This window comes from Streptomyces thermoalcalitolerans (assembly GCF_039525155.1).
Classification (GTDB): domain Bacteria; phylum Actinomycetota; class Actinomycetes; order Streptomycetales; family Streptomycetaceae; genus Streptomyces; species Streptomyces thermovulgaris.
The window spans coordinates 92,446-118,906 of the sequence record NZ_BAAAHG010000011.1 but is presented as its reverse complement, the minus strand read 5'-3'; the positions used below and the strand labels follow the sequence as shown (position 1 = coordinate 118,906).

Genomic DNA, 26,461 nt, shown 5'->3' with positions numbered 1-26,461 from the left:
GGTCAGTTCCTTCTTGTCCCGCGGCTGGTCCCGCGGCTCGTCCGGCTGTTCGTCCTGTGGCTTGTCCGGTGGTGCGCGCCGAGCGGCTCGGGGCCCTGGGCCAGACGGGCGGCGGTCTCCAGCAGCAGGGAGTGGACGAAGGTCTGCGGGAGGTTGCCGCGCAGCCGGCGCTGGGCGATGTCGAACTCCTCCGCGTACAGTCCCGACGCTCCGCAGGCGCCGCGGTTGCGTTCGAACCAGCGGTGCGCTTCGACCTCGTGGCCCTGTTCGTGCTCGGACAGCGCCATGAGGAACCCGCACAGCAGGAACGCGCCCTCGGCCTCCTGCAGGGGCCGGTCGTCGTGGCGGAAGCGGTAGATGAAGTGGTCCTGGGCCAGTTGCTCGCGGCAGGCGGCCAGGGTGGCACGGGTGCGCGGGTCGTCGGCGGGCAGGGCGCCGCGCAGGGCGGGCAGCAGCAGGGCGGCGTCGGTGGCGGGCTCGTCCGGGGTGCGCTGCCAGTACCCGTCGGGGTGCACGCAGGTGGCCGAGACCGCCGCGAGCACGGTGTCGGCGAGGCGTGTGCAGGTGTCGGCGAGCGGCCGGCCGGGAGCGGCGCCGGCCAGGGCGCGCAGTCCGGCGACGCAGATGAGCCGGCTGTGCGTCCAGGGGCGGGGGTCCAGTTCCCAGATGCCGGCGTCGGGTTCCCGCCATCGCTCGCCGATCGCTTCGACCGCGAGCCCGGCGGCCTTCCAGGCGTCGGTGTCCAGCCGGCCCTGGCGTTCGGCGGCGGCGAGCAGCAGCAGGGCCTCGCCGAAGCAGTCCAGCTGGAACTGCTTCTCCACCTGGTTGCCGATCCGGCTGGAACCGCCGGGGTAGCCGGGCAGGTCGAGTTCCCGCTGTCCGGGGACCGGTGTGCCGTGCACGGTGTAGGCGGGGGCGAGGCCCGGTCCGTCGGCGAGCAGCCGTTCGCCGATGAAACCCACGGCGGCGTCCAGGAGTCCGGGGGCGCCGGCGAGGGCCGCGGCCTGTCCGGCGTAGCTCTGGTCGCGGATCCACACGTACCGGTAGTCGTAGTTGCGGCCGGCCTCGGCGCGTTCGGGCAGGCTGGTGGTGGCCGCGGCGACCATGCCGCCGCCGTGGTGGGTCAGCCCGCGCAGGACGGCGCAGGCGCGCCGGGCGTCGCGCGGGGCGATGGTCCGCTCCAGGGCGGGCACGTTCTGCCGCCAGGCGCGCTCGGTGGCGGCCCAGGTCCGGTCGGCCCGTGGCGGGGCGGGCGGCAGCGGGCGGTCGGAGCACTCCAGAACCAGGTCGTGGTGCTCGCCGGGCCCGAGCACGAGGTCGGCGGTCAGTGCCCCGCCGCGGACGGCGGCCGGCGCGGCGCCCTGCCAGCGCAGGTGGTGAGGGCCTGCGTCCAGGTGCCAGACGCCGTTGTCGTCGCGGTGCGGAGAGGTTTGCCGGGTGCGGCCGTAGTCGGCACAGGCGTCGAGGACGACGCGCAGGTGGGCGGTGCCGTCGACGGCGAGCAGCCGGCGCAGCAGGATCAGACGGCTCGCCTCGCCGGGGAAGGCGAGGGCTTCCCGGCACTCGACGACGCCGTCATCGGTGACCCAGCGGCTGCGCCAGATCAGGGTGCCGTCCTCGTAGTAGCCACCGGGCACCCAGCGGCTGCGCGGACTGATCGTGTAGGCGCCCGCGCCGCCGATGAGGGAGGCGAACACGGCGTCGTCGTGCCAGGCGGGGGCGCACAGCCAGCTGACGGCGCCGTCCGGTCCGATCAGCGCCCCGCGTTCCCCGTCGGCCAGCAGCGCATAGGCGTGCAGCGCGTGCGGGGGGCAGGAGGAGGCGGTGTTCATGTCTGCCGGCTCCCTTCCGTCAGGCCACGCGGTACGTCTGCGCGCGCTCGCCGGCGAGGGTCAGTCCCAGCCCGGGCGCGCCGTCGGCTCCGGGCGTGATGCTGCCGCCGCCGGGGTCGAGGACGCCGTCGAACAGCAGGCGTTCGACGCGTACGTGGTCGTGGAACCACTCCAGGTGCCGCAGGTTGGGCACGGCCGCGGCGGCATGGGCGTGGGCGTGCGGGGCGCAGTGGCCGGAGAGGTCGATGCCGCGGGCCTGGGCGAGCGCTGCGGCGCGCAGCCAGGTGGTGATGCCGCCGCACCGGGTGACGTCGGCCTGGAGGCAGTCGACCGCACCGGCGGCCAGCATGTGCTCGAAGTACGGCAGGGTGTAGCCGTACTCGCCGGCGGCGACGTCCAGGGCGAGCTGCTCACGGATCAGGCCGAGAAGGGTGAGGTGGTCGGAGGAGACCGGCTCCTCGAACCAGGTCACGCCCTCGTCGGCGAGCGCCCGGCCGACCCGCAGGGCCTGTTTGGCGTCGTAGCCGCCGTTGGCGTCGACGTACAGGTCCGCCGTGTCGCCGATGACAGTGCGGGCCCTGCTCACGCGCCGCCGGTCGCGGTCCTCCCGCCGCCCCCATGACTCGGCGATCTTGATCTTGACGCGGGGGATGCCCTCGTCCTCGACCCAGCCGCGCAGTTGCCGCTCCTGCCGGGCGTCGTCGTACGTGGTGAAGCCGCCGCTGCCGTAGACGGGCACCTCCTCGCGGGCGGCGCCGAGCAGCCGTACCAGCGGCAGGTCGAGCAGGCGGGCCTTGAGGTCCCACAGGGCGATGTCGACGGCGGCGATCGCCTGGGCGGCCACGCCGGGCAGGCCCGCGTTGCGGACCGCGCGGTGCATGGCCTCGTTCACCCGCGGCACGTCCAGCGCCGGTGCCCCGGTGACGACACCGGCGAGCAGGCCGTCGACGACGCGGGCCGTGGCGGAAGGCGCATAGGTGTAGCCGAGGCCGGTGACGTCCCCGCAGCGGGCGGCGGCCAGGACGAGCGTGGTGCTGTCCCAGCTCAGGGTGCCGTCCCCTTCAGGGGCGTCGGTGGGAACGGTGAATGCGGCGGTGTCCACCCGCTCCACGGCCGGGAGGTCGCTCACTTGCGGTCCTTCCCGCCGGGCAGGAACTCCTGCACCTTGGCCTTGAGCCCCTGGCGGACCATGGCGGCGCGGTCGCTGTCGCCCTTGAGGACGGCGGTCGCGGCGGCCTCGATCTGGTCGAGACCGGCATGCGGCGGGATGGGCGGCACGGCCGGGTCGGTGACGAAGTCGAGCACACAGGGCCTGTCGGAGCCGAGCGCGCTCTCCCAGGCGTCCCGCACCTCGGTGGGCTTCTCGATCCGCAGGCCGTGCAGGCCGATCAGGCGGGCGAAGTCGGCGTAGGCGACGTCCGGGATGGACTGGGAGGGCAGGAACTGCGGGGCGCCGGTCATGGCGCGCATCTCCCAGGTGACCTGGTTGAGGTCCTGGTTGTTCAGGACGGCCACGATCAGCCGCGGATCGCTCCACTCCTGCCAGTACTTGGCGACGGTGATCAGCTCGGCCATGCCGTTCATCTGCATCGCCCCGTCGCCGACCAGCGCGATCGCCGGACGGTCGCCGTGGGCGAACTTGGCACCGATGACGTACGGCACTCCGGGGCCCATGGTGGCCAGCGTGCCGGACAGGGAGCCGCGCATGGCGCCGCGCAGCCTCAGATGGCGGGCGTACCAGTTGGCGGCGGAGCCGGAGTCCGCGGCGAGGACGACGTCGTCGGGCAGCAGGTCGTCGAGGGCGTGTGCGACGTACTCGGGGTTGATCGGGTCGGCGTCGACGGCGGCGCGCCGCTGCATGACCTCCCACCAGCGGGCGGTGTCCTTCTCGACCTTCTGGCGCCAGCTCCTGTCCCGGTCTCCTTCGAGCAGCGGCAGCAGCCGGATCAGGGTTTCGCGGGCGTCGCCGACGAGGTTCACCTCGAACGGGTAGCGCATGCCGACCATGTGCGGGTCGATGTCGATCTGAACGGCCCGCGCCTGGCCGAACTCCGGCAGGAACTGCGTGTACGGGAAGGACGAGCCGATCACGAGGAGGGTGTCGCAGTCCCTCATCAGCTCGTACGACGGGCGGGTGCCCAGCAGGCCGATGGCGCCGGTGACGTACGGCAGGTCGTCGTCCAGGGCGTCCTTGCCCAGCAGTGCCTTGGCGACGCCGGCGCCGAGCCGGTCGGCGACCGCCATGACCTCCTGGCGTGCCCCGCGGGCACCCTGCCCGATGAGGAGGGCGGCCTTCTCCCCGGAGTTGAGCACCTCGGCGGCGCGGGTGAGGTCGTCGTCGGTGGGCACCAGCGCGTAGTGCGGCATGCCGAGGCTGGAGGGCACCATCTTGAAGGCGTGCTCGGGCGGCGTGTAGTCGAGTTCCTGCACATCGGCGGGGAGGACGACGGCCGTCACCGTGCGGCGGGCCGTCGCGGTGCGCATCGCCCGGTCGATCACGTTGGGCAGCTGTTCGGGGACGGTGACCATCTCGACGTAGTCGGAGGCGACGTCCTTGTAGAGGCTGAGCAGGTCGACCTCCTGCTGGTAGGAGCCTCCCATGGCGCTGCGGTCGGTCTGTCCCACGATCGCGACGACCGGGACGTGGTCGAGCTTGGCGTCGTACAGGCCGTTGAGCAGGTGGATGGCGCCGGGGCCGGAGGTGGCGGCGCAGATGCCGGCCCGGCCGGAGAACTTGGCGTAGCCGACGGCTTCGAAGGCGGCCATCTCCTCGTGGCGGGCCTGGATGAACCGGGGGTTGTCGTCGGCGCGGCCCCAGGCCGCGAGCAGCCCGTTGATGCCGTCGCCGGGGTAGGCGAAGACGTGCTCCACCCCCCAGTCGCGCAGGCGTTCGAGGACGTGGTCGGAGACCTTCATCGACATGTGCGGGGACCTTTCCGGGGTGGTTGCTGTCGGGCGTGGTCACGGGTGGCGCGAAGGCCGCAGGGCCGGCCGGACGGCCGCGGCCGCGGCGGCCGCGGTGAGGGCCGCGGCGCCGGCGGTGGTGGCCCACCGGGCCGTCCGGGAGGGCGGGGAGGGCCGCTCGGCCAGGCGTTCGGGCTGCCGGCCGGGCAGGTTCCCCTCGAGGCCGAGGGCCAGCGCCTCGGCCAGGTGCAGGGCCCGGCGGCCGGTGCCGCCCTGGTCGATCTGGGTGCGGCAGCTGAAGCCGTCGGCGAGGACCAGGCTGTCGGGGGCGGCCTCGCGGACAGCGGGCAGGACGCCCTGTTCCGCGACGGCCATGGAGATCTCGTGGTGGCCGCGTTCGAAGCCGAAGTCGCCGGCCAGGCCGCAGCAGCCCTCGTCCAGGACGTCGGCGTCCAGGCGGGCGCGGCGCATCAGCTCCCGGTCGGCGTCGAACTTCATGATCGCGTGCTGGTGGCAGTGGGTCTGCACGGTCGCCCGCCGGGCGAGTTCCGGTGGCTCCCAGCCCTCGGGCGCGTGGTGCACCAGCTGTTCGGCGAGGGTGCGGACCTGTCCGGACAGCCGCTGGACGTCCTGATCGGCGGGCATCAGCTCGGGCGCGTCGGCCCGGAACACCGCCGTGCAGGAGGGTTCCAGGCCGATGACCGGGGTGCCGGCCTCCAGGTGGGGCCGCAGCACGTCCAGGGTGCGGCGCAGCACCTTCTCGGCGACGGTCAGCTGGCCGGTGGAGATCCAGGTCAGGCCGCAGCACACGGGCCGGGTGGGCACGGTCACCTCGAATCCCGCGTCCCGGAGGACCCGTACGGCCGAGATGGCGACGGACGGGTGGAAGTAGGTGCTGAAGGTGTCGGGCCACAGCACGACGGTCCGCGGGTCGGCCGGGTCGGGTTCCGCCCCGTTCCGCTCCTGGGTCTGCGCCTGCCACCACTGCAGGAAGGACTGCCGGGCGAACACCGGGGCCGCCCGTTCCCCGGTCACCCCGGCCAGTCGTTTGCCGATACGGCTCAGGCCGGGTGCGTGCAGCAGGGCGTTGGCCGGTGACGGGGCGATGCGGGAGAGCCGGGCCAGCACCGGCAGCCAGCCCAGGGAGTAGTGGGCCGCCGGGCGCAGCCGTCCCGCGTAGTGGTGGGAGAGGAACTCGGCTTTGTAGGTGGCCATGTCGACGCCGACCGGGCAGTCCGACTTGCAGCCCTTGCAGGCCAGGCACAGGTCGAGCGCGTCGCGGACCTCGGTGGAGCGCCAGCCGTCGGTGATCGTGGAGTCCGTGTGCCCGCCGAGCATCTCGAACAGCAGCCGGGCCCGGCCCCGCGTGGAGTGCTCCTCCTCCAGGGTGGCCCGGTAGGAGGGGCACATCACGCCGCCGTGGTGGCTGCGGCAGTTGCCGATGCCGACGCAGCGCATCACCGCGCGGGTGAAGGAGTGCTCGTCCTCCGGATAGCCGAAGTGCGTCCTCGGTGCGGCCGGCCGCCAGGCGGGGCCGAGGCGGAGCTGTCCGTCGACCGGGTTCGGGTCGACGACCTTGCCCGGGTTCATCCGGTTGTCCGGGTCGAACACTGCTTTCAGCTCACCGAAGGCGGTCACCAGGCGCTCGCCGAACATCCGGGTCAGCAGCTCGCCCCGGGACTGGCCGTCGCCGTGCTCGCCGGACAGGGAGCCGCCGTAGGAGGTCACCAGGTCGGCGGCCCGCTCGACGAAGCGGCGGAAGCCGGCGACGCCCTCGGCGGTCCTCAGCCCGAACGGGATGCGGGTGTGCACACAGCCCTGCCCGAAGTGCCCGTACAGAGAGGGGTGGTCGTAGCCGAACTCCTCGAACAGCTTTTTGAGGTCGCGCAGATAGTCGCCGAGCCGGTCCGGCGGAACGGCGGAGTCCTCCCAGCCCTCCCAGGTCTCCCGGTCGTCCGGCGGCCGCGCGGTCACGCCGAGCCCGGCCTCGCGGGCCTTGAGCATCCTCTGCTCACGCTCGGGGTCGTCGGAGAAGGCCACATCCGGGTCCTTCTCGCTGCGGCCGAGGGCACGCAGCAGGGAGTGCGCCTGCTCGTCGACGTCCTCCCGGCTGTCACCGCTGTACTGCACCAGAAGCCAGCTGTCGCCCTCGGGAAGGACACCGAGGGAGTCCAGGTGGACGCCCTCCTCGCGCATCAACTGCGCCATCCGCCCGTCCAGCGCCTCCAGCTGGCCGGGCGAGCAGTGCCGCAGCAGACGGGGGACGTCGTCGCCGGCCCGGCAGATGTCCTCGTAGCCGAGCACCAGGAGGGACTGGCACGCCGGCACGGGCACCAGGCCGAGTTCGGCGCGCAGCACGGTCACCAGGGTGCCCTCGCTGCCGACCAGGGCCCGGGCGACGTCGAAGCCGTTCTCCGGCAGCAGCGAGTCGAGGTTGTAGCCGGAGACCCGGCGGGGAATCCGCGGAAAGCCGCGCCGGATGTCGGCCAGGTACTCGGTGACGATGCGGTCCAGGCCGGCGTAGATCTCCGCCTTCCGGCCGCCCTCGGCGACGGTCCGGGCCCGCTCGGCCCCGGACGTCGGCCCCACCCGCATGCGCAGCCCGTCGTAGGTGAGGACGTCCAGCCGGCGGACGTTGTCGACGGTCTTGCCGTACGCCTGTGCGGACGCGCCGCACGAGTTGTTGCCGATCATGCCGCCCAGCGCGCACTGGCTGTGGGTGGAGGGCTTCGGGCCGAACTGCAGGCCGTGCCCGGACAGCCGCTGGTTGAGCGTGTCGAGGACGATGCCCGGTTCGACCACGCAGGTGCGCGCGTCGGGGTCGACGGAGATCAGGGCGTGGCAGTACTTGGTCCAGTCGATCACCACGGCGGTGTTCGTGGACTGGCCCGCCAGGCTGGTGCCGCCGCCGCGGGAGAGCACCGGCGCGCCGAACCGGGCGCACACCCGCACGGCCCGCGCCCCGGCCTCCACGTTCCGCGGGACGACGACGCCGATCGGGACCTGCCGGTAGTTGGAGCCGTCGGTGACGTACGCGCCTTTGCTCCCGGCGTCGAACCGGATCTCGCCGTCCACGGCCTCGCGCAGCGCCGCCTCGAGACCGGCCACGTCCCCTGCGGGGGCGGTGAGAGGGGAAATGCGACCCATGGGAGCAACCGCCTTCCGGGACCGTGCGGAACGTCCTGGGCCTGCGAGCGGCGGTCCGGCCGCCGGCGCCTGCCTCGGGTACCCGCCCCCGCGGTGCGCAAGGCCGGTTTTTTTTGAGGACCGAGGCGGCGGATTCCTCCTGACGGCAGCCTCCTCGTCACCTGAAATCACCCGAACGCCCTGACAACTACGCGCGTTGACCCTAGGCTGCGACCTGCCGTCCTTTAGCTTGTTCGGAACACGACAGAAAGAGACCATGTCGCCGATTCGCTTCCGCCGCCCGGCTCCGCGAAGAGCCGTCACCGCGGCACTCGCCACCGCCGCCGCGCTGGCCACCGTCGGTGCGCTCACCGCGGCCGCCCCCGCGCGCTCCCACCCCGCCGGAGGGCACCACCCTCACATCACGGATCTTCAGCTCCTCGCCATCAACGACTTCCACGGCAATCTGGAGCCGCCCACCGGTTCCTCCGGCCGGGTGACCGAGCTGCGGCCCGACGGCACCACGACGAGCATCGACGCCGGTGGCGCGGAGTACCTGGCGAGCAGTCTGCGCGCCGCGCGCAAGGGACACGACCGCTCGCTGACCGTCGCCGCCGGTGACCTGGTCGGCGCCAGCCCGCTGCTGTCCGGTCTGTTCCACGACGAGCCGACCGTCGAGGCCATGAACAAGCTCGGTCTGGACGTCGCCGGCGTCGGCAACCACGAGTTCGACGAGGGCAAGGACGAGCTGCTGCGCCTGCAGAACGGCGGCTGCCACCCGGTCGACGGCTGCTACGCCAGGGGCCGTACGTTCAAGGGCGCCGACTACCCGATCCTGTCGGCCAACGTGGTGAACGAGAAGACCGGCAAACCGCTGCTCAAGCCGTACGTCATCAAGAACGTCAAGGGTGCGCGGGTCGGATTCATCGGCGTCACTCTCGAGGGCACCCCGGACATCGTCTCCGCCGAGGGGGTCAAGGGGCTGAAGTTCCTCGACGAGGCCGAGACGATCAACAAGTACACCAGGGAACTCCAGCGGCGGGGCGTGCGCGCGATCGTGGCCCTCATCCACGAGGGCGGCTACCCGGCCTCCCCGGCGTACAACTACGACTGCGACGCGGGCGGCAGCGGCTCCGGGCTGAGCGGGCCGATCGTGGACATCGCCAGAAAGGTCTCCCCGGAGGTCGACACCCTCGTCACCGCGCACACCCACAACGCGTATGTGTGCACCATCCCGGACCCGGCGGGCCTGCCCCGTCTGGTGACCAGCGCCGCCTCCTTCGGCCGGCTCTTCACCGAGCTGACCATGAAGTACGACCTGCGCAGCCACGACATCGTCCGCGCCACGGTCAAGGGCTCCAACCGTGTCGTGGACCGCACCCGGCCCAGGGCGGCCGACATGACGCGGCTGATCGACTACTGGCAGACCCTGGCCGCCCCGGTCGCCGGCAAGGCCATCGGATACATCTCCCAGGACATCCCGCGGGGCGCCGAGGGCGCCGTCGAGTCCCCGCTGGGCGATCTGATCGCGGACGCGCAGCTGGCGTACGCCAGGACCCTGGACAGCAGCACCGACCTGGCCCTGATGAACCCGGGCGGCATCCGTGCCGATCTGGTCTATGCCGCCTCCGGCAGTGAGGGCGACGGTGTGGTGACCTACGCCGAGGGCTTCACGGTGCAGCCGTTCAGCAACACGGTCAACATCAAGGACCTGACCGGCGCCCAGCTGATCACCGTGCTCCAGCAGCAGGTCAGCGGCAGCAACGCCGAGGCTCCGAAGTTCCTGCAGGTCTCCGAGGGTTTCACCTACACCCTGGATCTGACCAAGTCGGGCGCCGACCGGGTGGTGACGGACTCCATCAGGCTCAACGGCAAGCCGATCGACCCGGCCGCCACCTACCGCGTCGCCGTGAACTCCTTCCTGGCCGGCGGCGGTGACGGCTTCAGCGAACTGGCGAACGGCACCCGCCAGCTCGTCGGCGGCGACGACCTGGCCGCCCTGGTCGACTACCTCACGGCGCACTCCTCGCCCGCCGCGCCGTACACGCCGACGGCGGCCGACCGGATCACCGTCATCCGGTAGCGGTCACCGGACGAGCCGATCGGACGCATCGGCCGGACGCATCGGCCGGACGCATCGGCCGGACGCATCGGCCGGACGCATCGGCCGGACGAGGGGCGGGCCCCGCGGGGCCCGCCCCTCGGCGGAGGCACACCGCGCACACGGCGCAGCCGGCGGTCGTGCCTCCGCCGAGCCCGCCCCCGGACCGGGATCCGTATGCGCCGGGGGTGTGCACGGTGCTGCGGTGAGCCCTGTACGCGCCTCCGCCCCGGCGGGAAGACTGCGCGTCGGACAGTCCCCGTTGCTCCGGCTTCAGAAAGGCAGGTCGGTCGCCGTGTTGCTGCGTCTGCCCGTGTCCGTGACCGAAGCACAGCAGTATCTGGCCGAAGGGGCGGTGCCCGTGGGCGGGGCGACCCTTGTGTGGGCCATCTGGCAGCGCGAAGGTTTTCCCGAGCAGGCCATGTCACTGCGCCATGTGCCCGAGGCGAACGTGCTCGGGCCCAGGTCGCTGGGCGCCGCCGTGGTGCTCGACCGGATCGACGACCGTGTGCCCCGGGTACTGCGCGACGCCGCGGCCTCGGTGGGCACCGGAGCCGTACGCCGGGCCGCCACCGTCGGCGGCAACCTGGTCGGCAGCGCGCTGCGCTGCCTGCTGCCGTCGGCACTCGTGCTCGACGCACGGGCCACCGTGCTGGAGCCGGACGGGGTCCGTGAGACCGACCTCACCGAGGTCCTGGCCAAGCACCACCTGCTGCTCAGCCTCCACTGGCGCGAACCGCTCGCCTGCGCTCACTACAAGCAGCCCGGCGAAGTGGGCGGCCCGCCGCCGCTGGTCGTCGCGGCGGCCGTGCACGAGGAGCACGAGGGGCACGCCTCCTCACGCCGTCTCCGTGTGGCCGTGCGCGACGGCTACGACGTGCTCACCGGCAGCGTCCCGTGCGCCGACGGCACCGAACAGCTTCTGCGCACCCTGCGCCACTCGGCCTTCCCCACCCTGTCCCCCGCGGCCTGGGAGGACGTGCGCCGGCATGTCACCGGCGTCCTGGCCTCGGCCGGCTGACCGGCCGGTCGCCTGCCGTCCCCCGCGGACCGCGGTCACTCAGGGGTCTCACGGCCGCTCGGCACCGACTGAGCGGCCCGGGCACGGGCGGCCTCGATCTCGGCGTACGCCTGCTCCCTGCCCTCCCAGTGCGAGCCCTCGACGCTCTTGCCGGGCTCGAGGTCCTTGTAGACCTCGAAGAAGTGAGTGATCTCCAGCTGGTCGAAATCGGGGATGTCCGCCAGGTCCTGGATGTGGGAGTGGCGCGGATCGTGGGCGGGCACGCACAGGACCTTGTCGTCCGGCCCCTGCTCGTCCCTCATGCAGAACATGCCGACGGCCCGGCACTCGATCACGCACCCGGGAAACGTCGGTTCGTCGACCAGGACGAGTGCGTCGAGCGGGTCCCCGTCGCGTCCGAGCGTCCCCTCGATGAAGCCGTAGTCGGCCGGATACCTGGTCGCGGTGAACAGCATCCGGTCCAGCCGGATGCGGTGCAGCTCATGGTCCATCTCGTACTTGTTGCGGGATCCCCCGGGGATCTCCACGACCACGTCGAATTCCACGGTCGCCTCCTGGCCACGTCAGAGGACCAGGGCCATCAGTGGCATGAGCCACGGTGTGCGGTGAACCCTGCCGCCGGCACGCCGGACATGCATCTCCACAGTGCCCCGCCACGTCCATGGTGCCCCGCAGGCCGGTCGTGTCCACATTCCTTCCATACTCAGTCCGTCTCCAGCCCGTTCACCCCTCCCTCAGTCCTCCCTCAGTCCTCCCTCAGTCCTCCCTCAGTCTTCCTCCAGTCCGCCTTCACTCCCCCCTCAGCCGTCTCCGGTCCGTCCCTCGGGCCGCACCACGGTGCCGGAGGGCTCCTGCGCTGCCCGGTGGTTCTCGGACATCGGCAGCCGCACCTCGAAGAGCGCTCCCCCGCTCGGGGCCTCGCCGACGGTGATGTCGCCGCCGTGACGGCGGACCACGTCGCGGACGATGGCCAGCCCCAGGCCGGCTCCGCCGTCGTCGCGGGTGCGGGCGTCGTCGAGGCGGACGAAGCGTTCGAAGATGCGCTCCCGTTCCGCCACGGGCACACCGGGCCCGTCGTCGGCGACCCGCAGAACCGCGGTGGCGCCCTCGGTGTGCAGTGTGACCGTCACCGAGCCGGTGGCATGGCGCTGGGCGTTGTCGAGCAGGTTCCGCAGGACTCGGGAGAGCCGGCTGCGGCTGCCGTCGACACGGACCGGGGTCTCGAGGGTGACGTGGACGGGAAGGGCGTCGGTGCGGCGGGCCACTTCCTCCCGTACCAGGTCGTCGAGGTCGAGGGGGACTGCCTGCGGCTGTTCCCCGGCGTCGAGGCGGGCGAGCAGGAGGAGATCGGCGGCCAGGTCCTGGAGCCGTACGGTGTCCTGCACCGCGCCCTCCAGGTCGAGGAGTTCGGGGTGGGCGGCGGCGACCTCCAGCTGGGTGCGCAGGGAGGCGATCGGGCTGCGCAGTTCGTGGGAGGCGTCGGCGACGAAGCGGCGCTGCTGCTCCACGGAGGCCTCCAGGGCGGCCAGGGTCCGGTTGGTGGTGGCCGCGAGACGGGCGATCTCGTCGTGGGAGTCGGGTTCGGGCACCCGGCGGGTGAGGTCGCTGGAGGCGGTGATGGCCGACAGTTCGGCGCGTATGTCCTCGACGGGACGCAGCGCGCGGCGGGTGGTCAGCCAGGTGACGCCGGCGACGACGGCCAGCAGCAGGGGCAGGCCGATGAGCATGGCCGTGACGACGGTGCGGACGGCCTTCTGCTCGGTGGCCAGGGGTGCGCCCGCGTACACGGTGGCGGTCTCGCCGAAGGGGCTGGTCGCCATGACAGCGGCGAAGCGGTAGTCGGCGGTGCGGCCGTTCACGGTGGCACGGCCCGTCGAATGGGCTACGTCGTTGGAGACTTCGCCACGACCGGGGGCGCTGCCGGAGTCGTCGTGGTCGTCGTTGTCGTCATCGTCGTGGTCGTCATCGTTGTCGTCGTAGTCGCCGATGTCGTCGGTGTCGTCGTTGTCGTCGTCGCTGCTGCGGGGTGCGGCGGTGGCCGGGGCGGTGGTGGCAGGGGCGGCGACAGGTGCCACGGCGGTGGTGGAGGTGCCAGTGATCGCCTGCAGGTCCTTACCGGCCGCGCGAACGCGCTGGTGGGGGCCGACGACCTGGACCGGGCTCTCGTCGCCGTCGGGCAGTTCCAGCTTGTCGTAGGGGGTGCCCAGGGCGATCTGGGAGGCGATCTCGCGGGCGGTGACCTCGGCCTGCAGATCCGCCTGGGAGACGAGGTTGCCGCGCAGCGCCCACACCACGGCGGTACCGGCCACGACAAGGGCGACGGCGACGACCGTGGTCGCGAACAGAGCGGTGCGTGCCCTGACCGAGCGGAACGGGCGGAACGAACGCTTCACGGCGTACCGCCGTCGGCGATCAGCCGGTAGCCCGCGCCGCGTACCGTCCGGATCGATCTGCGCCCAAAGGGGGCGTCGATCTTGCGGCGCAGTGCGCTGACGTACACCTCGACGATGTTGGGATCCCCGCCGTAGGCGAAGTCCCAGACGTGCTCCAGGATCTCCGCCTTGGACACGACCTGGCCGGCCCGGCCGGCGAGGAACTCCAGGACCGCGAACTCCTTCGCCGTCAGTTCGACGTCCTGTCCGCCGCGGGCGACACGCCGGGTGGCCGGATCCACGCTGAGGTCGCCCACGCTGAGCAGCGGGGCGGAGCCGGCGGCGGTGCGGCGGCGCAGCAGGGCACGGATGCGGGCGAGCAGGACGAGGTACGAGAAGGGCTTGGTCAGGTAGTCGTCGGCGCCGGTGTCGAGTCCCTCGGCCTCGTCGTACTCACCGTCCTTGGCGGTGAGCATCAGGATGGGGGTGTCGTCGCCGGCCGTGCGCAGGGCGTGGCAGACCCGGTAGCCGTTCATGCCCGGCAGCATGATGTCGAGGATGATCAGGTCGTAGGGGTGCTCGGTGGCCTGATGCAGGCCCTCGCGGCCGTCGTGGACGACGTCCACGGCGTATCCCTCGGCCGCCAGTCCCTGGGCCAGGGAGCGGGCGAGTCTCTTTTCGTCCTCCACGATCAGCAGCCGCATGGGTACAGCCTCGCAAAACGAACCTGAAGGCGGCTTCAGGTTGCTTCAGCCTGGCTTCAGGATGTCTCGGGCACGGTGGTTCCCGTCGGCACACACCGTGTCGGCAGGGCCACGAGGAGGAACCATCGTGAAGCGCAAGGTCATCATCGCCGCGGCCGCCGCAGCCGTTCTGATCGGCGGGGGCACGGCCACCGCTCTCACCGCCGTCGGCGGCTCCCACGACGACAGCCGCGGCGGCATGACCGCCTCCCCCCGGCACGACCGCCACGACGGTGCCGACGACCCCGATGATGCCGCCGGCACCGGCACAGGCCGGAGCGGGGCCGCGGCGGCCCGGTCCGCCCGGGTCTCCGTGCAGGACGCCCTTGCCGCCGCGCTGAAGGCGGTGCCCGGCACGGTGTCCTCGGCGAAACTCGACCGGGGCCGGAGCGGCCCGGTCTGGGAGGTCGAGGTCCTGACGCGGAACGGCACCGAGTACGACGTGACCGTCGACGCCACGAACGCCAGGGTTCTCTCCACCGACAGGAACGACGACCGGGACGACGGCAGGGACGACGCCGACGACAGGGCGGAAGCCGCCGCGATCATGGCGTTCAGGACCGACGCCCGCGCCGCCGCCGAGGCCGCGCTCGCGGTCCGGCCCGGCACCGTGACCTCCGTGGACGCCGACGACGATGACGACGTTGCCGGGCGGGCCGGCGCGTGGGAGGTGGAGATCCGGGGCGAGGACGGCAGGCGGTACGAGGTGACCGTGGACGCGTCCACCGGGAAGGCCGAGATCGGCACCGGTCACCACGACGACGACCACGACGACAAGTACGACGACTAGGAACCGTCCGGACACGCTCGGTGTCCGCGGCCCATGGCCCCGACCCCGCCCAAGGTCACGGGGGCTCTCGGGAACGCCGGCACACAGGCGCCGGCCAGGACGTGCCGCCGCAGTCGTGCGCGAAGCCGGGTGACTGCGGCGGCCGCACCGACGGTGCCCCGGGAGGGCGGAGTGACCGCACTGAAAGACCCCTGCCTCAGGGCTTCACGTCTCCGGCGCCGTACTGCCTCATGCCAAAATCCGTGATTTCACCCGTTTGGGTCACATATATGACGGTACGACGATGAGAGCGTCCGACCCGGGAGGTACCTCATGTCCGTACACGACCCGGCGCTCACCGAACGTGGGCGAGCACTCGAGGAACGAGGTCCGGGCCCGGTCAGGGTGACCCTGTCGGTGAACGGGGTCGAGCACTCCCTGGAGATCGAGCCCCGGGTCAGCCTGCTCGACGCACTGCGGGAGCGCCTTTCTCTCACCGGTGCGAAGAAGGGCTGCGACCAGGGGACGTGCGGCGCCTGCACCGTCTGGGTGGACGGCACTCGTGTGCTGGCCTGTCTGACGCTCGCCCTGACGTGCGAGGGACGCGAGGTGACCACGGTCGAGGGACTCGCGGAGGGCGACGAACTGCACGCCATGCAGCAGGCGTTCATCGCCGAGGACGCCTTTCAGTGCGGCTACTGCACTCCTGGACAGATCATGTCGGCCGTGGCACTGCTCAAGGAGGGCCACGCCGGTGACGACGACGAGATCAAGGAGTGGATGAGCGGCACCATCTGCCGCTGCGCCGCCTATCCCCGCATACGGGCCGCGATTCGCGCCGTCCGCGACGGATCCTAGGAGTTCTGCCGTGCGGCCGATCAGCTACTCCCGAGCCACCGACGCCGCGACCGCGGTCGCCGCCGTCAGTTCCGATCCCACCAGCGAGTTCCTCGCCGGCGGCACCACCGAGATCGATCTGCTCCGCCAGAACGTCCTGCACCCACGACGGCTCGTCGACATCAACCGCCTCCCGCTGGCGGACATCGAGACGACCCGGGAAGGGGGTCTGCGCATCGGGGCCCTCGCCCGGATGAGCGAGGTCGCCGCGTCGCCCCTGGTGCGTGAACGCTTCCCGATGATCTGCCAGGCCCTGGAGCTCGGCGCCTCGGCGCAGTTGCGGCACATGGCCTCCATGGGCGGCAACCTCCTGCAGCGGGTCCGGTGCCCCTACTACCGGGACGCGCAGTCGCCGTGCAACAAACGTGATCCGGGCACCGGCTGCTCGGCCGTCGAAGGGTTCAGCCGCAACCACGCCGTCCTGGGGGTCAGCGAGCACTGCATCGCCGCACATCCCTCGGACGTCGCCGTGGCGCTGGCGGCCCTCGACGCCCGGGTGCACACTCTGGGCCCCCACGGCGAGCGGACCTATGCGTTCGACGACTTCTTCCTGCTCCCCGGAGACTCTCCGCACCGTGAACATCCGCTGGAGCACGGTGAGTTGATCACCGCGATCGAGGTGCCCGCGACGCCCGTGGCGCGTCACTCGCTCTATCTGAAGGTGCGGGACCGCGAGAGCTACGAGTTCGCGCTCGCCTCGGTGGCGGCCGCGGTGTCCGTCGTGGACGGCACCGTCGCGGACCTGCGGGTGGCGCTCGGCGGGGTGGCCACCACACCCTGGCGGGCCCGGCGCATCGAGGACTTCCTGATCGGGGCCCCGGCGAACCGGGACACCTTCGCACAGGCGGCCCGGGTGGAACTCGCCGACGCCCGGCCGACCCTCATGAACGCCTTCAAGGTGGAACTCGCCCGGCGCACCGTCGTACGGGCCCTGGAAACCCTCGTGGGCGACACCAGCAGGAGCCCGGCATGACGACGACAACGACCACGACGGCCGTCGGACAGCCTCTCGACCGTGTCGACGGTCGCGCCAAGGTCACCGGCAGCGCCCGCTACTCCGCCGAGATACCGATCCCCGGCATGGCCTACGCCTGCCTGGTCGGGTCCCGTGTCGCAAGCGGCCATGTCACCGGGATCGACACGAGCGCCGCCCGGGCGGAGGAGGGCGTGCTCGCCGTGCTCACCCACCAGAACCTGCCGAGGATCGCGGAGCAGCCGTCGCTGATCCCCTCCCTGGACGGCACCGCGGCTCCCGGGCAGTCCTTCTTCCCCCTGCAGGACGACGTGATCCACTACGCGGGCCAGCCCGTCGCGATCGTCGTCGCCGACACCTGGGAACGGGCCCGGCACGCGGCGAGCGTACTGCGCGTCTCCTACGCGGAGACACCGTCGGTCACCACCCTGGAGCAGGGCCGCATCCAGACGTATGTGCCCGATCGCATCTTCGGTGGCCTGATGCCGGGCCGGATCCGGCGCGGGAACGTCGAGGCGGGCCTCGCCAGGGCGGATGTGCGGGTGGAGGCCGCCTTCACGTACGCCGCGAACCATCACAACCCCTTGGAGGCCGCGAGCACCACCGCCGTCTGGGACGGCGGCGAACTGGTGCTGTACGACTCCACCCAGGGTGTCAACGCCACTCAGATCACCGTCGCCCGGCTGCTCGGGCTCCCGCTGTCGAAGGTCCGGGTCATCAGCCACTACGTGGGAGGCAGTTTCGGCTGCAAGGCCATGGTCCACGCGCATGTGACGCTGGCCGCGATGGCCGCGCGCGAGGTCGGCCGGCCGGTCAGGCTCATGCTGAGCCGCGAGCAGATGTTCACCTCGGTGGGGCACCGTGAGGAGCAGGAACAGAGCGTCGCCCTGGGGGCCGCACGCGACGGCCGGCTGACCGCGATCAGGCATCACAAGCTGTCGCCGACCTCGTTCTTCGACGACTGGGCCGAGCCTTCGGTCAGTGCCTCGTCGGACTTCTACGCCTGCCCGGACTTCGAGGGCGTCCACCGGGTCTTCCGGGCCAACACGATGACCCCGACGTTCATGCGGGCGCCCGGGGAGGCGAGCGGGATGCTCGCGCTCGAGTGCGCGATGGACGAACTGGCCCAGGAACTCGGTCTGGACCCGATCGAGCTGCGTCTGCGCAACCACGCGGAGGTGAGCCCCGCGTCGGGCCTGCCGTGGTCCAGCAGCGGTTTCCGGGAGTGCTGCCGGCGTGGCGCCGAGCGTTTCGGCTGGGCGGACCGTGACCCCCGGCCGGGTCTGCGGCGCGAGGGGAACTGGCTGATCGGAACGGGTATGGCCAGTGCCTGCTATCCGGTCGTCGCGCCCGGCTCTCCGCAGCGTGCGCGGGCTCGTCTGTACGCCGACGGCACCGCCGTCGTCCAGGCCGCCACCCCCGACTTCGGCACGGGGGTCGCCACGGTCATGGCCCAGGTCGCCGCCGACGCCCTCGGCATACCGGTCGACCGCTGCCGGTTCGAGAACGGCGACACGGACCTGCCCAGCATCGCGACCGCGGCGGGCTCCGCGGGAGCGGGCATGATCAGCGCCGCTGTGCACAGTGCCGCGACCGCCCTGCGCAACCAGCTCGTCCTCCATGCCGTCATGGACGCGGGCTCCCCGCTGCACGGCGTCGACCCGGGCGGCGTGGTCGTGCGGAACGGGGTGTTGACCGCCGGCTCCGCCTCCGACACGTACACCGATCTGCTGCACCGCACCTCCCAGCCCGATGCCGAGGCCTCCGGTACATGGAGCCCGCCCCGCGGCGACGGCGAGTTCGCGATGATGACCTTCGGGGCGCAGTTCGCCGAGGTGGCCGTGGACCCCGAACTCGGTCTGGTCCGGGTGCGGCGCATGACCGGGGCCTTCGCCCCCGGCCGGGTGCTCAATCCCAGGACGGCCCGCAGCCAGCTGATGGGCGGCATGCTCTGGGGGCTCGGCCAGGCGCTGCTGGAGGCCGATCACATGCATCCGCGCACCGGACGCTGGGCCAGTACGAGCCTGGGAGAGTACCTGGTCGCCGTCAACGCGGACGCCCCGGACGTCGACGTCGAACTGGTCGAGGTCGAGGACGACGTCGTGAATCCGCTCGGCGTCAAGGGCGTGGGCGAGATCGGCCAGGTCGGGGCCGGAGCCGCGATCGCGAACGCCGTCCACCATGCGACCGGCCGCCGGGTGCGGAAGATCCCGATCACGATCGAGGACCTGCTGTGACGACCTCCGGCACCGAGGATCTGCTGTGACCTCCGGCTGAGCCGGGCCTCCCGGCTCCGCCGGGTGCGGCCGTCGGTCCGTCTCCCGGCTGTCCGGCCGGCTGCCCGGTCCGTCTCCCCGCTGTTCTCCGGCTACTCCTCCGGGTCCTGGTCGCGCAGGCGCACCTCCACGTGGCCGTCGACGATCCGGGTGTCGAAGGCGGGCTGGGGAGCGGTGGCGGGGCCGTGGACGTTCCAGCCGTCCGAGAGCCGGAAGACGCTCCCGTGCCAGGGGCATCGCACGCATCCGTCGGCGACGGTGCCCTCGGACAGCGGTCCCGCGAGGTGACTGCACCGGTCGGCCAGTGCGTGGAAGGCCCCTCCGGACTCACGGACGACCAGCACCGGCACGTCGTCCACGCTGCGCCGCACCGGGTGGCCGGCCGGGAACTCGGCCACGGCCCCGATCCGGTGCCAGCCCTCCGTGACGACGTGCGGGACCTCTTCCGCGTGGTTGGCGCCGGACGCCTGCCGGTAGGCGAGGTGGCCGCCCAGCATGCCGCCGGCCCCGGTCGCCGTCAGCCCCAGGAAGCCGAGCGCACGGCCCGCTCCCGTGCGGCCCTTGAGACGGCAGGCGAGCGAGGCGGCGTACAGGCCGACGGCCGTCGCGTTGGCCAGGGCGTGCACCAGGCCGGTGCGCTGCTGCCGGCGGTGCAGTTCCGCCCAGTCGACGGTGCCCGCCAGGGCCGCGGGGGCGGCTGCGGCGAGTCCGACCCCGACCAGCAGGCCGGCCTCGCGCGAGCGTGCGGGGAACAGGTCCAGCAACGCGGCGGACAGCCAGGTGCCGATGGGCACCTGCACCATCAGCGGGTGCAGCGGGTGCCCCAGCCACCTGCCGTGCAGCAGGTCCCGGCCACCGCGCAGCGGCAGGGCGCGTACGCCCCGGCCGGCCGCGTCGATCACCGCATCGGCCCGGGGTTCCTGTTCCAGGCGGTCCAGCATCCGCAGGACCCGGTTCTGCCCCATCCGGTGACGCCGTGTCGGTGTGCTCATGGGCAGCCGGGTCCCCCTTCCGTGCGGACGGCAAACGGCCGGGGCGGCCCACCGGGTCTTCCCGGCGTGCGGCAGCGGCTCGTGACCGGCTTTCGCCGGGGCGCGCTCCTCGGCGGCTGCCCTCGCTGCTCCTCACCACGGCTGCCCGCGGGACCAGCGGGCCGGAGCGGGTGGTCCCGCGGGCAGCCGTGCGTCCGCCACGCACCGGTGTACCGTGGCTCAGCTCTTGCCCATGACTTTGCGGATGGCGTCGCGGGTGCGGTCCATGACCGCGGCCAGGGGGCCGAGTGCCACATTGGCCGCGGCGGTCTCGGCTCCCGGGTGGGGGCGGGTGGGGGCCATGGCCTCGGCGGCCTTGAGGGCCTTGGCCATGGAGGCGAGTTCCGCGGGATCGGCGGTGCGCCGGATGTGGGTGAACTCGTAGCGCTCCTCGGCCCGCGCGTGCTCCTGGACGTCGGTGCGCAGGGCCAGCAGCCGGGGCATGAACTCGGGGTCGTCGGGGTCCATCTCGTCGAGGGCGGCGAGTGTCTCCTTCGCCTCGCGCTCCTCGGCCAGCCGGTCCTCCACGACCTGGTCACCGCCGGGCAGCTTGCGGCGCGCGTAGGGGTGGACCACCTCCTCCTCGGCCGTCTCGTGCACCGCCAGGAGGCGCACCAGGCGGCGGAAGGCAGCGCGGCGCTCCTCTCCGGTGGTGGCCTCGACCTCGTCGAAGAGGTTGCGGATGTCGCCGTGCTGGCGGATCAGCAGGGAGACGACGTCGGTGTCGGACGCCTGGTCGTCACCGGCCTGCGGGGTGTGGATGTCGGACATCGCTGCCTCCCCTCAGCGCTCGCGCAGGGCGGGGTCGGGGTGCTCGCCCTCGGTCTCCACGCGGTACTCGCGGCCGAACATCTCGTCATGCTCGGCCATGACCCGCTCGCTCGGAGGCTGTTCGCCGCCGTGGATCTGCTGCTGCATCCTCTCGAACCGCTCGTGCGCCTCGCGCACATAGCCGGCCCCGAGCGTGGTCAGATCGATCTGGGTGGCCAGCAGCTCGCGCAGGTACTGCTTGTTGGGCTCGAAGGTGAGCACGTTGGGCAGCTCCGGCGCGAGGATCTCCTGCGGCTCGCGGCCGTCGTGGCGGCGCATCAGGTCGCAGGCGATGCGCAGGTGCTCCAGCTCCATGTTCAGGTGCAGCTCCCAGATGGCCTTGACCTTCGGGTCGCTCTCCTGCTCCATGAACGAGTAGTACAGGTAGCACTCGTTGTACTCGTGGTTGACCAGCTGCTCCCACCACGTCTCCCCCGGGTCCACCAGCGACTCGTAGTGGGTGACGTGCTCCTCCTCGATCAGCCCGATCTCCTGGTACAGCTGGCGGGCGATCGGCTCCATGTAGGTGGGGCCGGTGTTCATGTAGAAGTTCATCGTCTGCTGCTCCGCCGCCATGACGGTCAGCGCGTGCAGCTTCGACAGCGGGTTGACCGTGGTCCTGTCGTAGGGGTCGCGGACGTTGTCGTACGGGTCGCGGTGGTGGTACTTCGTCGGACGGCCCGGCATCACCTCGGTGAGGTTGTCGACCACCGACTCGGCCTTGCGGTGCTCGATCATCTCGTACAGGTTGGCGTACCGGTACAGGTGGTCGAAGTCCTCCAGCACCCCGAACTCGTAGGCCTGCTTCAGATACGGGTCCGGCTCCATCCGCGCCACCCACGCGGTCAGGTCCACCGCCACCTGCTCGTAGGCGATCGTCGTCTCCAGGACCGACGACACCCCGGGCAGCAGCCAGTTCACCACCCGCTGCTGCTGTGCCTCGATGTACCGGGTGCGGGCCAGCTGTCGTTTGAGCTCGGGATCGGACGTATGACGGGCGAGGTGGTGGCCGAAGAGGATCGCCTCGGTCTCGATGCCGTTCATGGTGATGATCCGGCACCGGGTGTACGGGTCGCAGTGGTCCGGATCGATCGGCTGTACATTCAGCTCACGCCAGTTGCGCAGCTGACGGTCCAGCGGAATCCCCCGCTGCTCGAGCGGATTGAAGGTCATACCGGGGCCTCCTGAGGGCGGAACGGCTTGCACGCCGGCGCAGGCCCGTCACTCCAGCAGTCGGCACAGGCCCGCCCCCGCATCCGACCACCGCCCGCACCGTCCGGCCACCGCTGCTCCCCCACCCGCGTGCTTCTCCCCCTCGACCAGCCCACCTCCGCGCGACACACCGAGCCCTTCCGCCCTTCCGCGCGGGCCCGGTGTGCGCGGACCTCGCCCTGTCCCTGTCGAAGGCGCTTCCACTCGAGGGCACGACCTGTCGTCCCGCACGCTTGTGCCGGCCGACCACTGGGCGATCGAACTTCCGGGCGTCCGTGCGACCGGGCTCGATCTCGACCGTCGCGCGCCCGATTGCGCGAGTGCGGTTCCGCGGATGTGGCTGCGCGGGCGTGCTCAGGTCAGCGGCCGGAGCCACAACGTGCCGCCGCTCACCCCGGCGCCGCACCGGATTTCCGCACCACGCGGCGTTTCCCTCCCTGACACGCCACAAACCGGAGTGGCACCGTGCACACAATCCCTTGTGACGGGCGTCACACACCCGTCCGGTTCGTGCCCGCTTCGCGCGGCCGCCGTTCCCGCTGCCGGCACCTGTCCGGCAGCGGGAACGGCGATCCGCCGAGGACACGGGCCGGACGGCGGGTGCGGTTTTCCGTCGGGGCCGGCCGCCCGGCCGTACGCACGGCCTGACCGCGGCCCGCGTACGGTGCGATCCGGGCCTGTCCGTCCTGCCGGGGCCTCCTCACCGCAAACTCGCCGCGGACCCACCGCGGGATTCACCGCGCTCACCGAGTCCGCCGAATTCACCGCGGAAATTCTCTGCGGAAATTCACCGCGGACACGGCCATCGCGGTGCTGGACGAGATGCGGGGTACCCGGCTCTCCTCAGAGCGTGACCGGCCGGTCCAGGCAGACTCCGGAGCCGGCAAGGACCGGCGCAGGCCGCACGGCGCACGCTCGCTGTGCGGCAGCCGGTGGAAGGGGTTGTCGCCATGACCGCGAAAGGAGCCTCCGGAACTGTTCACGGCCGGGCCGAGCAGATAGCCGAACAGATAGCCGAAGAGATAAAGATAAAGGACGTCTCCTCCGCTCCGGGCGGACTGCTGGACGTCCTGGGGGTCGCAGCCGTCGTCCTCGACGCGGAGGGGCGGGTCGTGCTGTGGAGCCCGCAGGCCGAGGCCCTGTTCGGCTACACCGCCGAGGAGGCCCTGGGGCAGTACGCGGGCCGGCTGCTGCTCGAGGAGAAGCACCTGGAGCAGGTGCTCGAGCTGTTCGCCCGGCTCATGGGGAACGGCGAGAGCTGGGCCGGCGGTTTCCCCATCCGCTGCAAGGACGGCAGCACCCGGATGGTGGAGTTCCGCAATATGCGGCTGGAGAACGGCCGAGGGGGCGTCTACGCCCTGGGCATCGCCTCCGACCAGGCCACGCTGCGGGAGGTGGAGCGGGGACTGGCGCTGTCGGTGCGCCTGATCGAGCAGTCCCCGATCGGGCTGGCCGTCCTGGACACCGATCTGCGGTTCGTGACCGTCAATCCGGCGCTGGAGCGGATCAACGGTCTGCCCGCCGCCGAGCACATCGGCCGACGTCCACGCGAGGTCATGCCGCATCTGGGCCCCGAGGTCGAATCCGCGATCCGCCAGGTGCTGAGGTCCGGAGTCCCGCAGCTGGACCAGCTCGTGATCGGCCGCACCCCGGCCGACCCCGGCCACGACCATGCCTGGTCGGTCTCCCCCTACCGGCTGGAGGACCCCAACAGGCGGGTCCTGGGGGTGGCCGCCTCGGTCGTGGACGTCACCGAGCGGCACCGGGCGGAGATCGAGGCGTCCCGGGCCCGGCGGCGGCTCACCCTGATCGCCGACGCCACCCTGCGTGTCGGGACCACGCTCGACCTCGAGCGGACCGCCCGCGAGCTGGCCGGCGTGTGCGTGCCGGACCTCGCCGACGTGGCCACGGTGGACGCGCTCGACAGCGCTCTGCAGGGTCATGTGGCGGAGAAACACGAAGGGCCCGCTCTGTTCCGCTCCCTCGCCGTGGCCGCGGCCGGTCCCACCGAGGCCGTCCGCGCCGCCGACCCTCCCGGCGAACTCACCGTCTACGACACCGACCGTCTGGCCGCCCGGTGCGTGAACCTCTGCCGTCCGGTCCGGGTGCCCCACGTGGGCCGCCACGACCTGCGGCGCATCGCCCGCTCCCCCGAGGCGGCCGAGCTTCTGGCCCGCGCCGGGCTCCACTCCTACCTGGCCGTGCCGCTGACCGCCCGCGGCGAGATCCTCGGGGTCCTGTGCCTCCTGCGCATCGACACCCCCGAGCCGTTCACCCACGACGACGCCGTCCTGGCCGGCGAGCTGGCCGCCCGCGCCGCCCTGTCCATCGACAACGCCCGCTGGTACCGCAGCCAGCGTCACACGGCCCTCGCCCTCCAGCGCCACCTGCTCCCCCAGCACCCGCCGCACCTGACGGGTCTGGAGGTCGCCGGCCGGTACCAGCCCGCCGAGGCCACCGCCGAGGTCGGCGGCGACTGGTTCGACGCCGTCCCCCTGGCCGGGGACAAGACCGCCCTCGTGGTCGGCGACGTCATGGGCAGCGGCGTCAACGCCGCCGCCACCATGGGCCAGCTCCGCACCGCCACCCGCGCCTTCGCCGATCTGGACCTCGCCCCCGCGGAGGTGCTGGAACGTCTCGACCACACCAGCACCCGCCTGGAAGAGGCCATCATCACCTGCGCCTACGCCGTCTACGACCCGCATCGCGCGCAGTGCCACGTCTCCCTCGCCGGCCACCTGCCCCCCGCCCTGGTCCGCCCCGGCCACGCCCCGCGGCTGCTCGACCTGCCCACCAGCGCGCCCCTCGGGGTCGGCGGCATCCCGTTCCGGACCACCACCTTCGAGCTGGGCCCCGGCGACCTGCTGGTCCTCTACACCGACGGCCTGGTCGAGACCCGGGACGAGCCCATCGACCGGCGTCTGGAGACCTTCCTCGGCCTCCTCGACGATCCGAAACGCCCCCTGGAGGAGACCTGCGACCGGCTCCTGCACACCCTGCGCCGCCCCGACGACCACGACGACGTCGCCCTGCTCGTCGCCCGGGCCCGGCCCCTCCCCGACGGCTGAGCACCGCGGGGCACGAGGGTGCGGGCGCCCCTGTCCGGTGCCGGACGACGGGTCGGGCCCCGGCTGTGTGGAACCCGGCACGGCACACGGCGCACAAAGGGAGGCACATCCGTGGTGAAGGCGACCTTCTCGCTCGGGCGCGTGGCCGGCATCCGGATCGGAGTGCACTGGAGCGTCCTGTTCATCGTCGGCGTGCTCGCCCTGGGCCTCGCGAGCCGGTTCCCCGACGTCCACCCCGGCCGGCCGCCCTGGCAGTACTGGCTCGCCGGGATCCTGGGAGCCGTCGTCTTCGTCCTGTCCCTGCTGGCCCACGAGCTCAGCCACGCCCTCGTGGCCCGCCGCAACGGCGTGGGCGTCGACGACATCACGCTGTGGCTCCTGGGAGGCGTCGCCCGGCTGAGGAGCGAGGCCCCCACCCCCGCCGCCGAAGTCCGCATCGCCGGGGTCGGCCCGCTGGTCAGTCTGCTGCTCGGCGTGTTCTTCGGAGTTCTCGCGGCACTGTTCGATGCCCTGTACGGCGCCGGGCCGGCCGTCGAGACACTCGCGTGGCTCGCGGGCATCAACGTCCTGCTGGCCGTCTTCAACGCCCTGCCCGCCGCCCCACTGGACGGTGGACGGCTGCTGCGGGCCCTGGTGTGGCACAAGACGGGCAGTGCGCTGCGCGCGACCGCGGTGGCGACCGGCGCCGGACGCGCGCTGGGCTGGCTCCTGACCGGCGCCGGGCTCTACCTCGTCCTGGCCGGTGCGGTCTTCAACGGCTTCTGGCTCGTCGTCATCGGCTGGTTCATCATCGCCATGGCGAGCGCGGAAGGCGGCCAGGCGAAGCTGCGGGAGCTGCTGAGCGGCGTCCCGGTGCGCCAGGCGATGGGCCCCGACCCCGTGACCGTGCCCGCCTCCCTCACCGTGGCCCAGTTCCTCACGGCTCCCGAGTTCCGCTACCGGCACTCCGCCTTTCCCGTCGTCGACGAGGAGCGGCATCCCGTCGGGCTGGTGCAGGTGAGGACCGCCGCCGGTGTTCCGGAGGCGGAGCGGGACTCCCCCGTCACCTCGGTGATGATCCCGGTCGAGGACATTCCCACACCCCACCCCGACGACCCGCTGGTGCACCTCCTGCCCGCGCTGGACAGCAGTCCGGCGCACCGCGCCCTCGTGGTCGAGAACGGCCGGGTCGCGGGCATGGTCACCAGCTCCGACATCAGCCGGGTCACCTCCTGGCTGGCGTCCTCCCCCGCGGGGCGCGGCCGGCCCTCCTGACCCCGGCCGCGGATATCACAGGCAGCACAGAAACGTCACAGGCAACGCAGAAGGCGTGCGCCGAAGGCCCGG

18 protein-coding genes are annotated in these 26,461 nt (G+C 72.2%); 8 read left to right on the top strand and 10 right to left on the bottom strand.

From position 1 onward, the window contains the following. Nucleotides 1-2: 2 nt before the first annotated feature. Genes ABD224_RS09625 through ABD224_RS09610 form a run of 4 tightly spaced genes read right to left on the bottom strand, consistent with a single transcriptional unit; the run spans nucleotide 3 to nucleotide 7,883 of the window. The gene (locus tag ABD224_RS09625) at nucleotides 3-1,832 is read right to left on the bottom strand and encodes a glycoside hydrolase family 15 protein (RefSeq protein WP_344048970.1); all 1,830 of its coding nucleotides are present in this window, start codon (nucleotides 1,830-1,832) and stop codon (nucleotides 3-5) included. Between the two features lie 19 nt (nucleotides 1,833-1,851). Next, on the bottom strand, nucleotides 1,852-2,961 hold the full coding sequence (locus ABD224_RS09620; protein WP_344048969.1) for an enolase C-terminal domain-like protein: 1,110 nt from the start codon (nucleotides 2,959-2,961) through the stop codon (nucleotides 1,852-1,854). Then, nucleotides 2,958-4,754, bottom strand: coding sequence for a thiamine pyrophosphate-requiring protein (locus ABD224_RS09615; RefSeq protein WP_344048968.1), 1,797 nt, complete (start codon nucleotides 4,752-4,754; stop codon nucleotides 2,958-2,960). Before ABD224_RS09615 ends, ABD224_RS09620 begins: the two co-directional genes overlap by 4 nt. A gap of 39 nt (nucleotides 4,755-4,793) precedes the next feature. After that, nucleotides 4,794-7,883, bottom strand: coding sequence for an FAD-binding and (Fe-S)-binding domain-containing protein (locus ABD224_RS09610; RefSeq protein ID WP_344048967.1), 3,090 nt, complete (start codon nucleotides 7,881-7,883; stop codon nucleotides 4,794-4,796). Nucleotides 7,884-8,139: 256 nt separating this feature from the next. Here ABD224_RS09610 and ABD224_RS09605 point away from each other — a divergent pair, with 256 nt between their 5' ends. Together ABD224_RS09605 and ABD224_RS09600 are read left to right on the top strand one after the other, a co-directional pair. Continuing rightward, the gene (locus ABD224_RS09605) at nucleotides 8,140-9,945 is read left to right on the top strand and encodes a bifunctional metallophosphatase/5'-nucleotidase (protein WP_344048966.1); all 1,806 of its coding nucleotides are present in this window, start codon (nucleotides 8,140-8,142) and stop codon (nucleotides 9,943-9,945) included. A 313-nt stretch (nucleotides 9,946-10,258) separates the two neighbouring features. Then, entirely contained in the window at nucleotides 10,259-10,984 is a 726-nt protein-coding gene (locus ABD224_RS09600) for an FAD binding domain-containing protein (RefSeq protein WP_344049000.1), read from the top strand. Between the two features lie 35 nt (nucleotides 10,985-11,019). On the opposite strand, the gene ABD224_RS09595 is transcribed toward ABD224_RS09600, so the two are convergent. From ABD224_RS09595 to ABD224_RS09585, 3 genes are all read right to left on the bottom strand, one after another. After that, complete coding sequence (locus tag ABD224_RS09595; RefSeq protein WP_344048965.1) at nucleotides 11,020-11,529, bottom strand: inorganic diphosphatase; 510 nt, start codon at nucleotides 11,527-11,529, stop codon at nucleotides 11,020-11,022. A gap of 255 nt (nucleotides 11,530-11,784) precedes the next feature. After that, nucleotides 11,785-13,377, bottom strand: a complete 1,593-nt coding sequence (locus tag ABD224_RS09590) for a sensor histidine kinase (RefSeq protein ID WP_344048964.1) — start codon at nucleotides 13,375-13,377, stop codon at nucleotides 11,785-11,787. Next, nucleotides 13,374-14,060 (bottom strand): response regulator transcription factor, encoded by a 687-nt coding sequence (locus tag ABD224_RS09585; RefSeq protein ID WP_344048963.1) that lies wholly within the window; start codon nucleotides 14,058-14,060, stop codon nucleotides 13,374-13,376. Before ABD224_RS09585 ends, ABD224_RS09590 begins: the two co-directional genes overlap by 4 nt. A 127-nt stretch (nucleotides 14,061-14,187) precedes the next feature. Between ABD224_RS09585 and ABD224_RS09580 the strand changes: the two genes are divergently transcribed. The 4 genes from ABD224_RS09580 (at nucleotide 14,188) to ABD224_RS09565 (ending at nucleotide 18,975) form a co-directional block, all read left to right on the top strand. After that, nucleotides 14,188-14,889, top strand: coding sequence for a PepSY domain-containing protein (locus ABD224_RS09580; RefSeq protein WP_344048962.1), 702 nt, complete (start codon nucleotides 14,188-14,190; stop codon nucleotides 14,887-14,889). 312 nt (nucleotides 14,890-15,201) lie between these two features. Beyond that, complete coding sequence (locus ABD224_RS09575; RefSeq protein ID WP_344048961.1) at nucleotides 15,202-15,726, top strand: (2Fe-2S)-binding protein; 525 nt, start codon at nucleotides 15,202-15,204, stop codon at nucleotides 15,724-15,726. A gap of 10 nt (nucleotides 15,727-15,736) precedes the next feature. Beyond that, nucleotides 15,737-16,738: an FAD binding domain-containing protein gene (locus ABD224_RS09570; RefSeq protein ID WP_344048960.1), complete on the top strand. Its 1,002-nt coding sequence runs from the start codon at nucleotides 15,737-15,739 to the stop codon at nucleotides 16,736-16,738. Further along, nucleotides 16,735-18,975, top strand: coding sequence for a xanthine dehydrogenase family protein molybdopterin-binding subunit (locus ABD224_RS09565; RefSeq protein WP_344048959.1), 2,241 nt, complete (start codon nucleotides 16,735-16,737; stop codon nucleotides 18,973-18,975). The genes ABD224_RS09570 and ABD224_RS09565 overlap by 4 nt, the downstream gene beginning before the upstream one ends. A 131-nt stretch (nucleotides 18,976-19,106) precedes the next feature. Here ABD224_RS09565 and ABD224_RS09560 read toward each other — a convergent pair whose 3' ends face one another. The 3 genes from ABD224_RS09560 to ABD224_RS09550 all read right to left on the bottom strand — a co-directional run bounded on the left by ABD224_RS09560 (nucleotide 19,107) and on the right by ABD224_RS09550 (nucleotide 22,028). Next, nucleotides 19,107-20,006, bottom strand: a complete 900-nt coding sequence (locus tag ABD224_RS09560; protein WP_425580954.1) for a Rieske (2Fe-2S) protein — start codon at nucleotides 20,004-20,006, stop codon at nucleotides 19,107-19,109. 219 nt (nucleotides 20,007-20,225) lie between these two features. Next, the gene (locus ABD224_RS09555) at nucleotides 20,226-20,816 is read right to left on the bottom strand and encodes a hemerythrin domain-containing protein (RefSeq protein WP_344048958.1); all 591 of its coding nucleotides are present in this window, start codon (nucleotides 20,814-20,816) and stop codon (nucleotides 20,226-20,228) included. A gap of 12 nt (nucleotides 20,817-20,828) precedes the next feature. Next, a complete protein-coding gene (locus ABD224_RS09550) occupies nucleotides 20,829-22,028 on the bottom strand; it encodes a hypothetical protein (protein ID WP_344048957.1) in 1,200 nt (399 codons plus the stop codon). Between the two features lie 989 nt (nucleotides 22,029-23,017). Between ABD224_RS09550 and ABD224_RS09545 the strand changes: the two genes are divergently transcribed. Continuing rightward, on the top strand, nucleotides 23,018-25,135 hold the full coding sequence (locus tag ABD224_RS09545) for a SpoIIE family protein phosphatase (protein ID WP_344048956.1): 2,118 nt from the start codon (nucleotides 23,018-23,020) through the stop codon (nucleotides 25,133-25,135). Nucleotides 25,136-25,246: 111 nt separating this feature from the next. After that, on the top strand, nucleotides 25,247-26,389 hold the full coding sequence (locus ABD224_RS09540; RefSeq protein ID WP_344048955.1) for a site-2 protease family protein: 1,143 nt from the start codon (nucleotides 25,247-25,249) through the stop codon (nucleotides 26,387-26,389). Nucleotides 26,390-26,461: the final 72 nt, after the last annotated feature.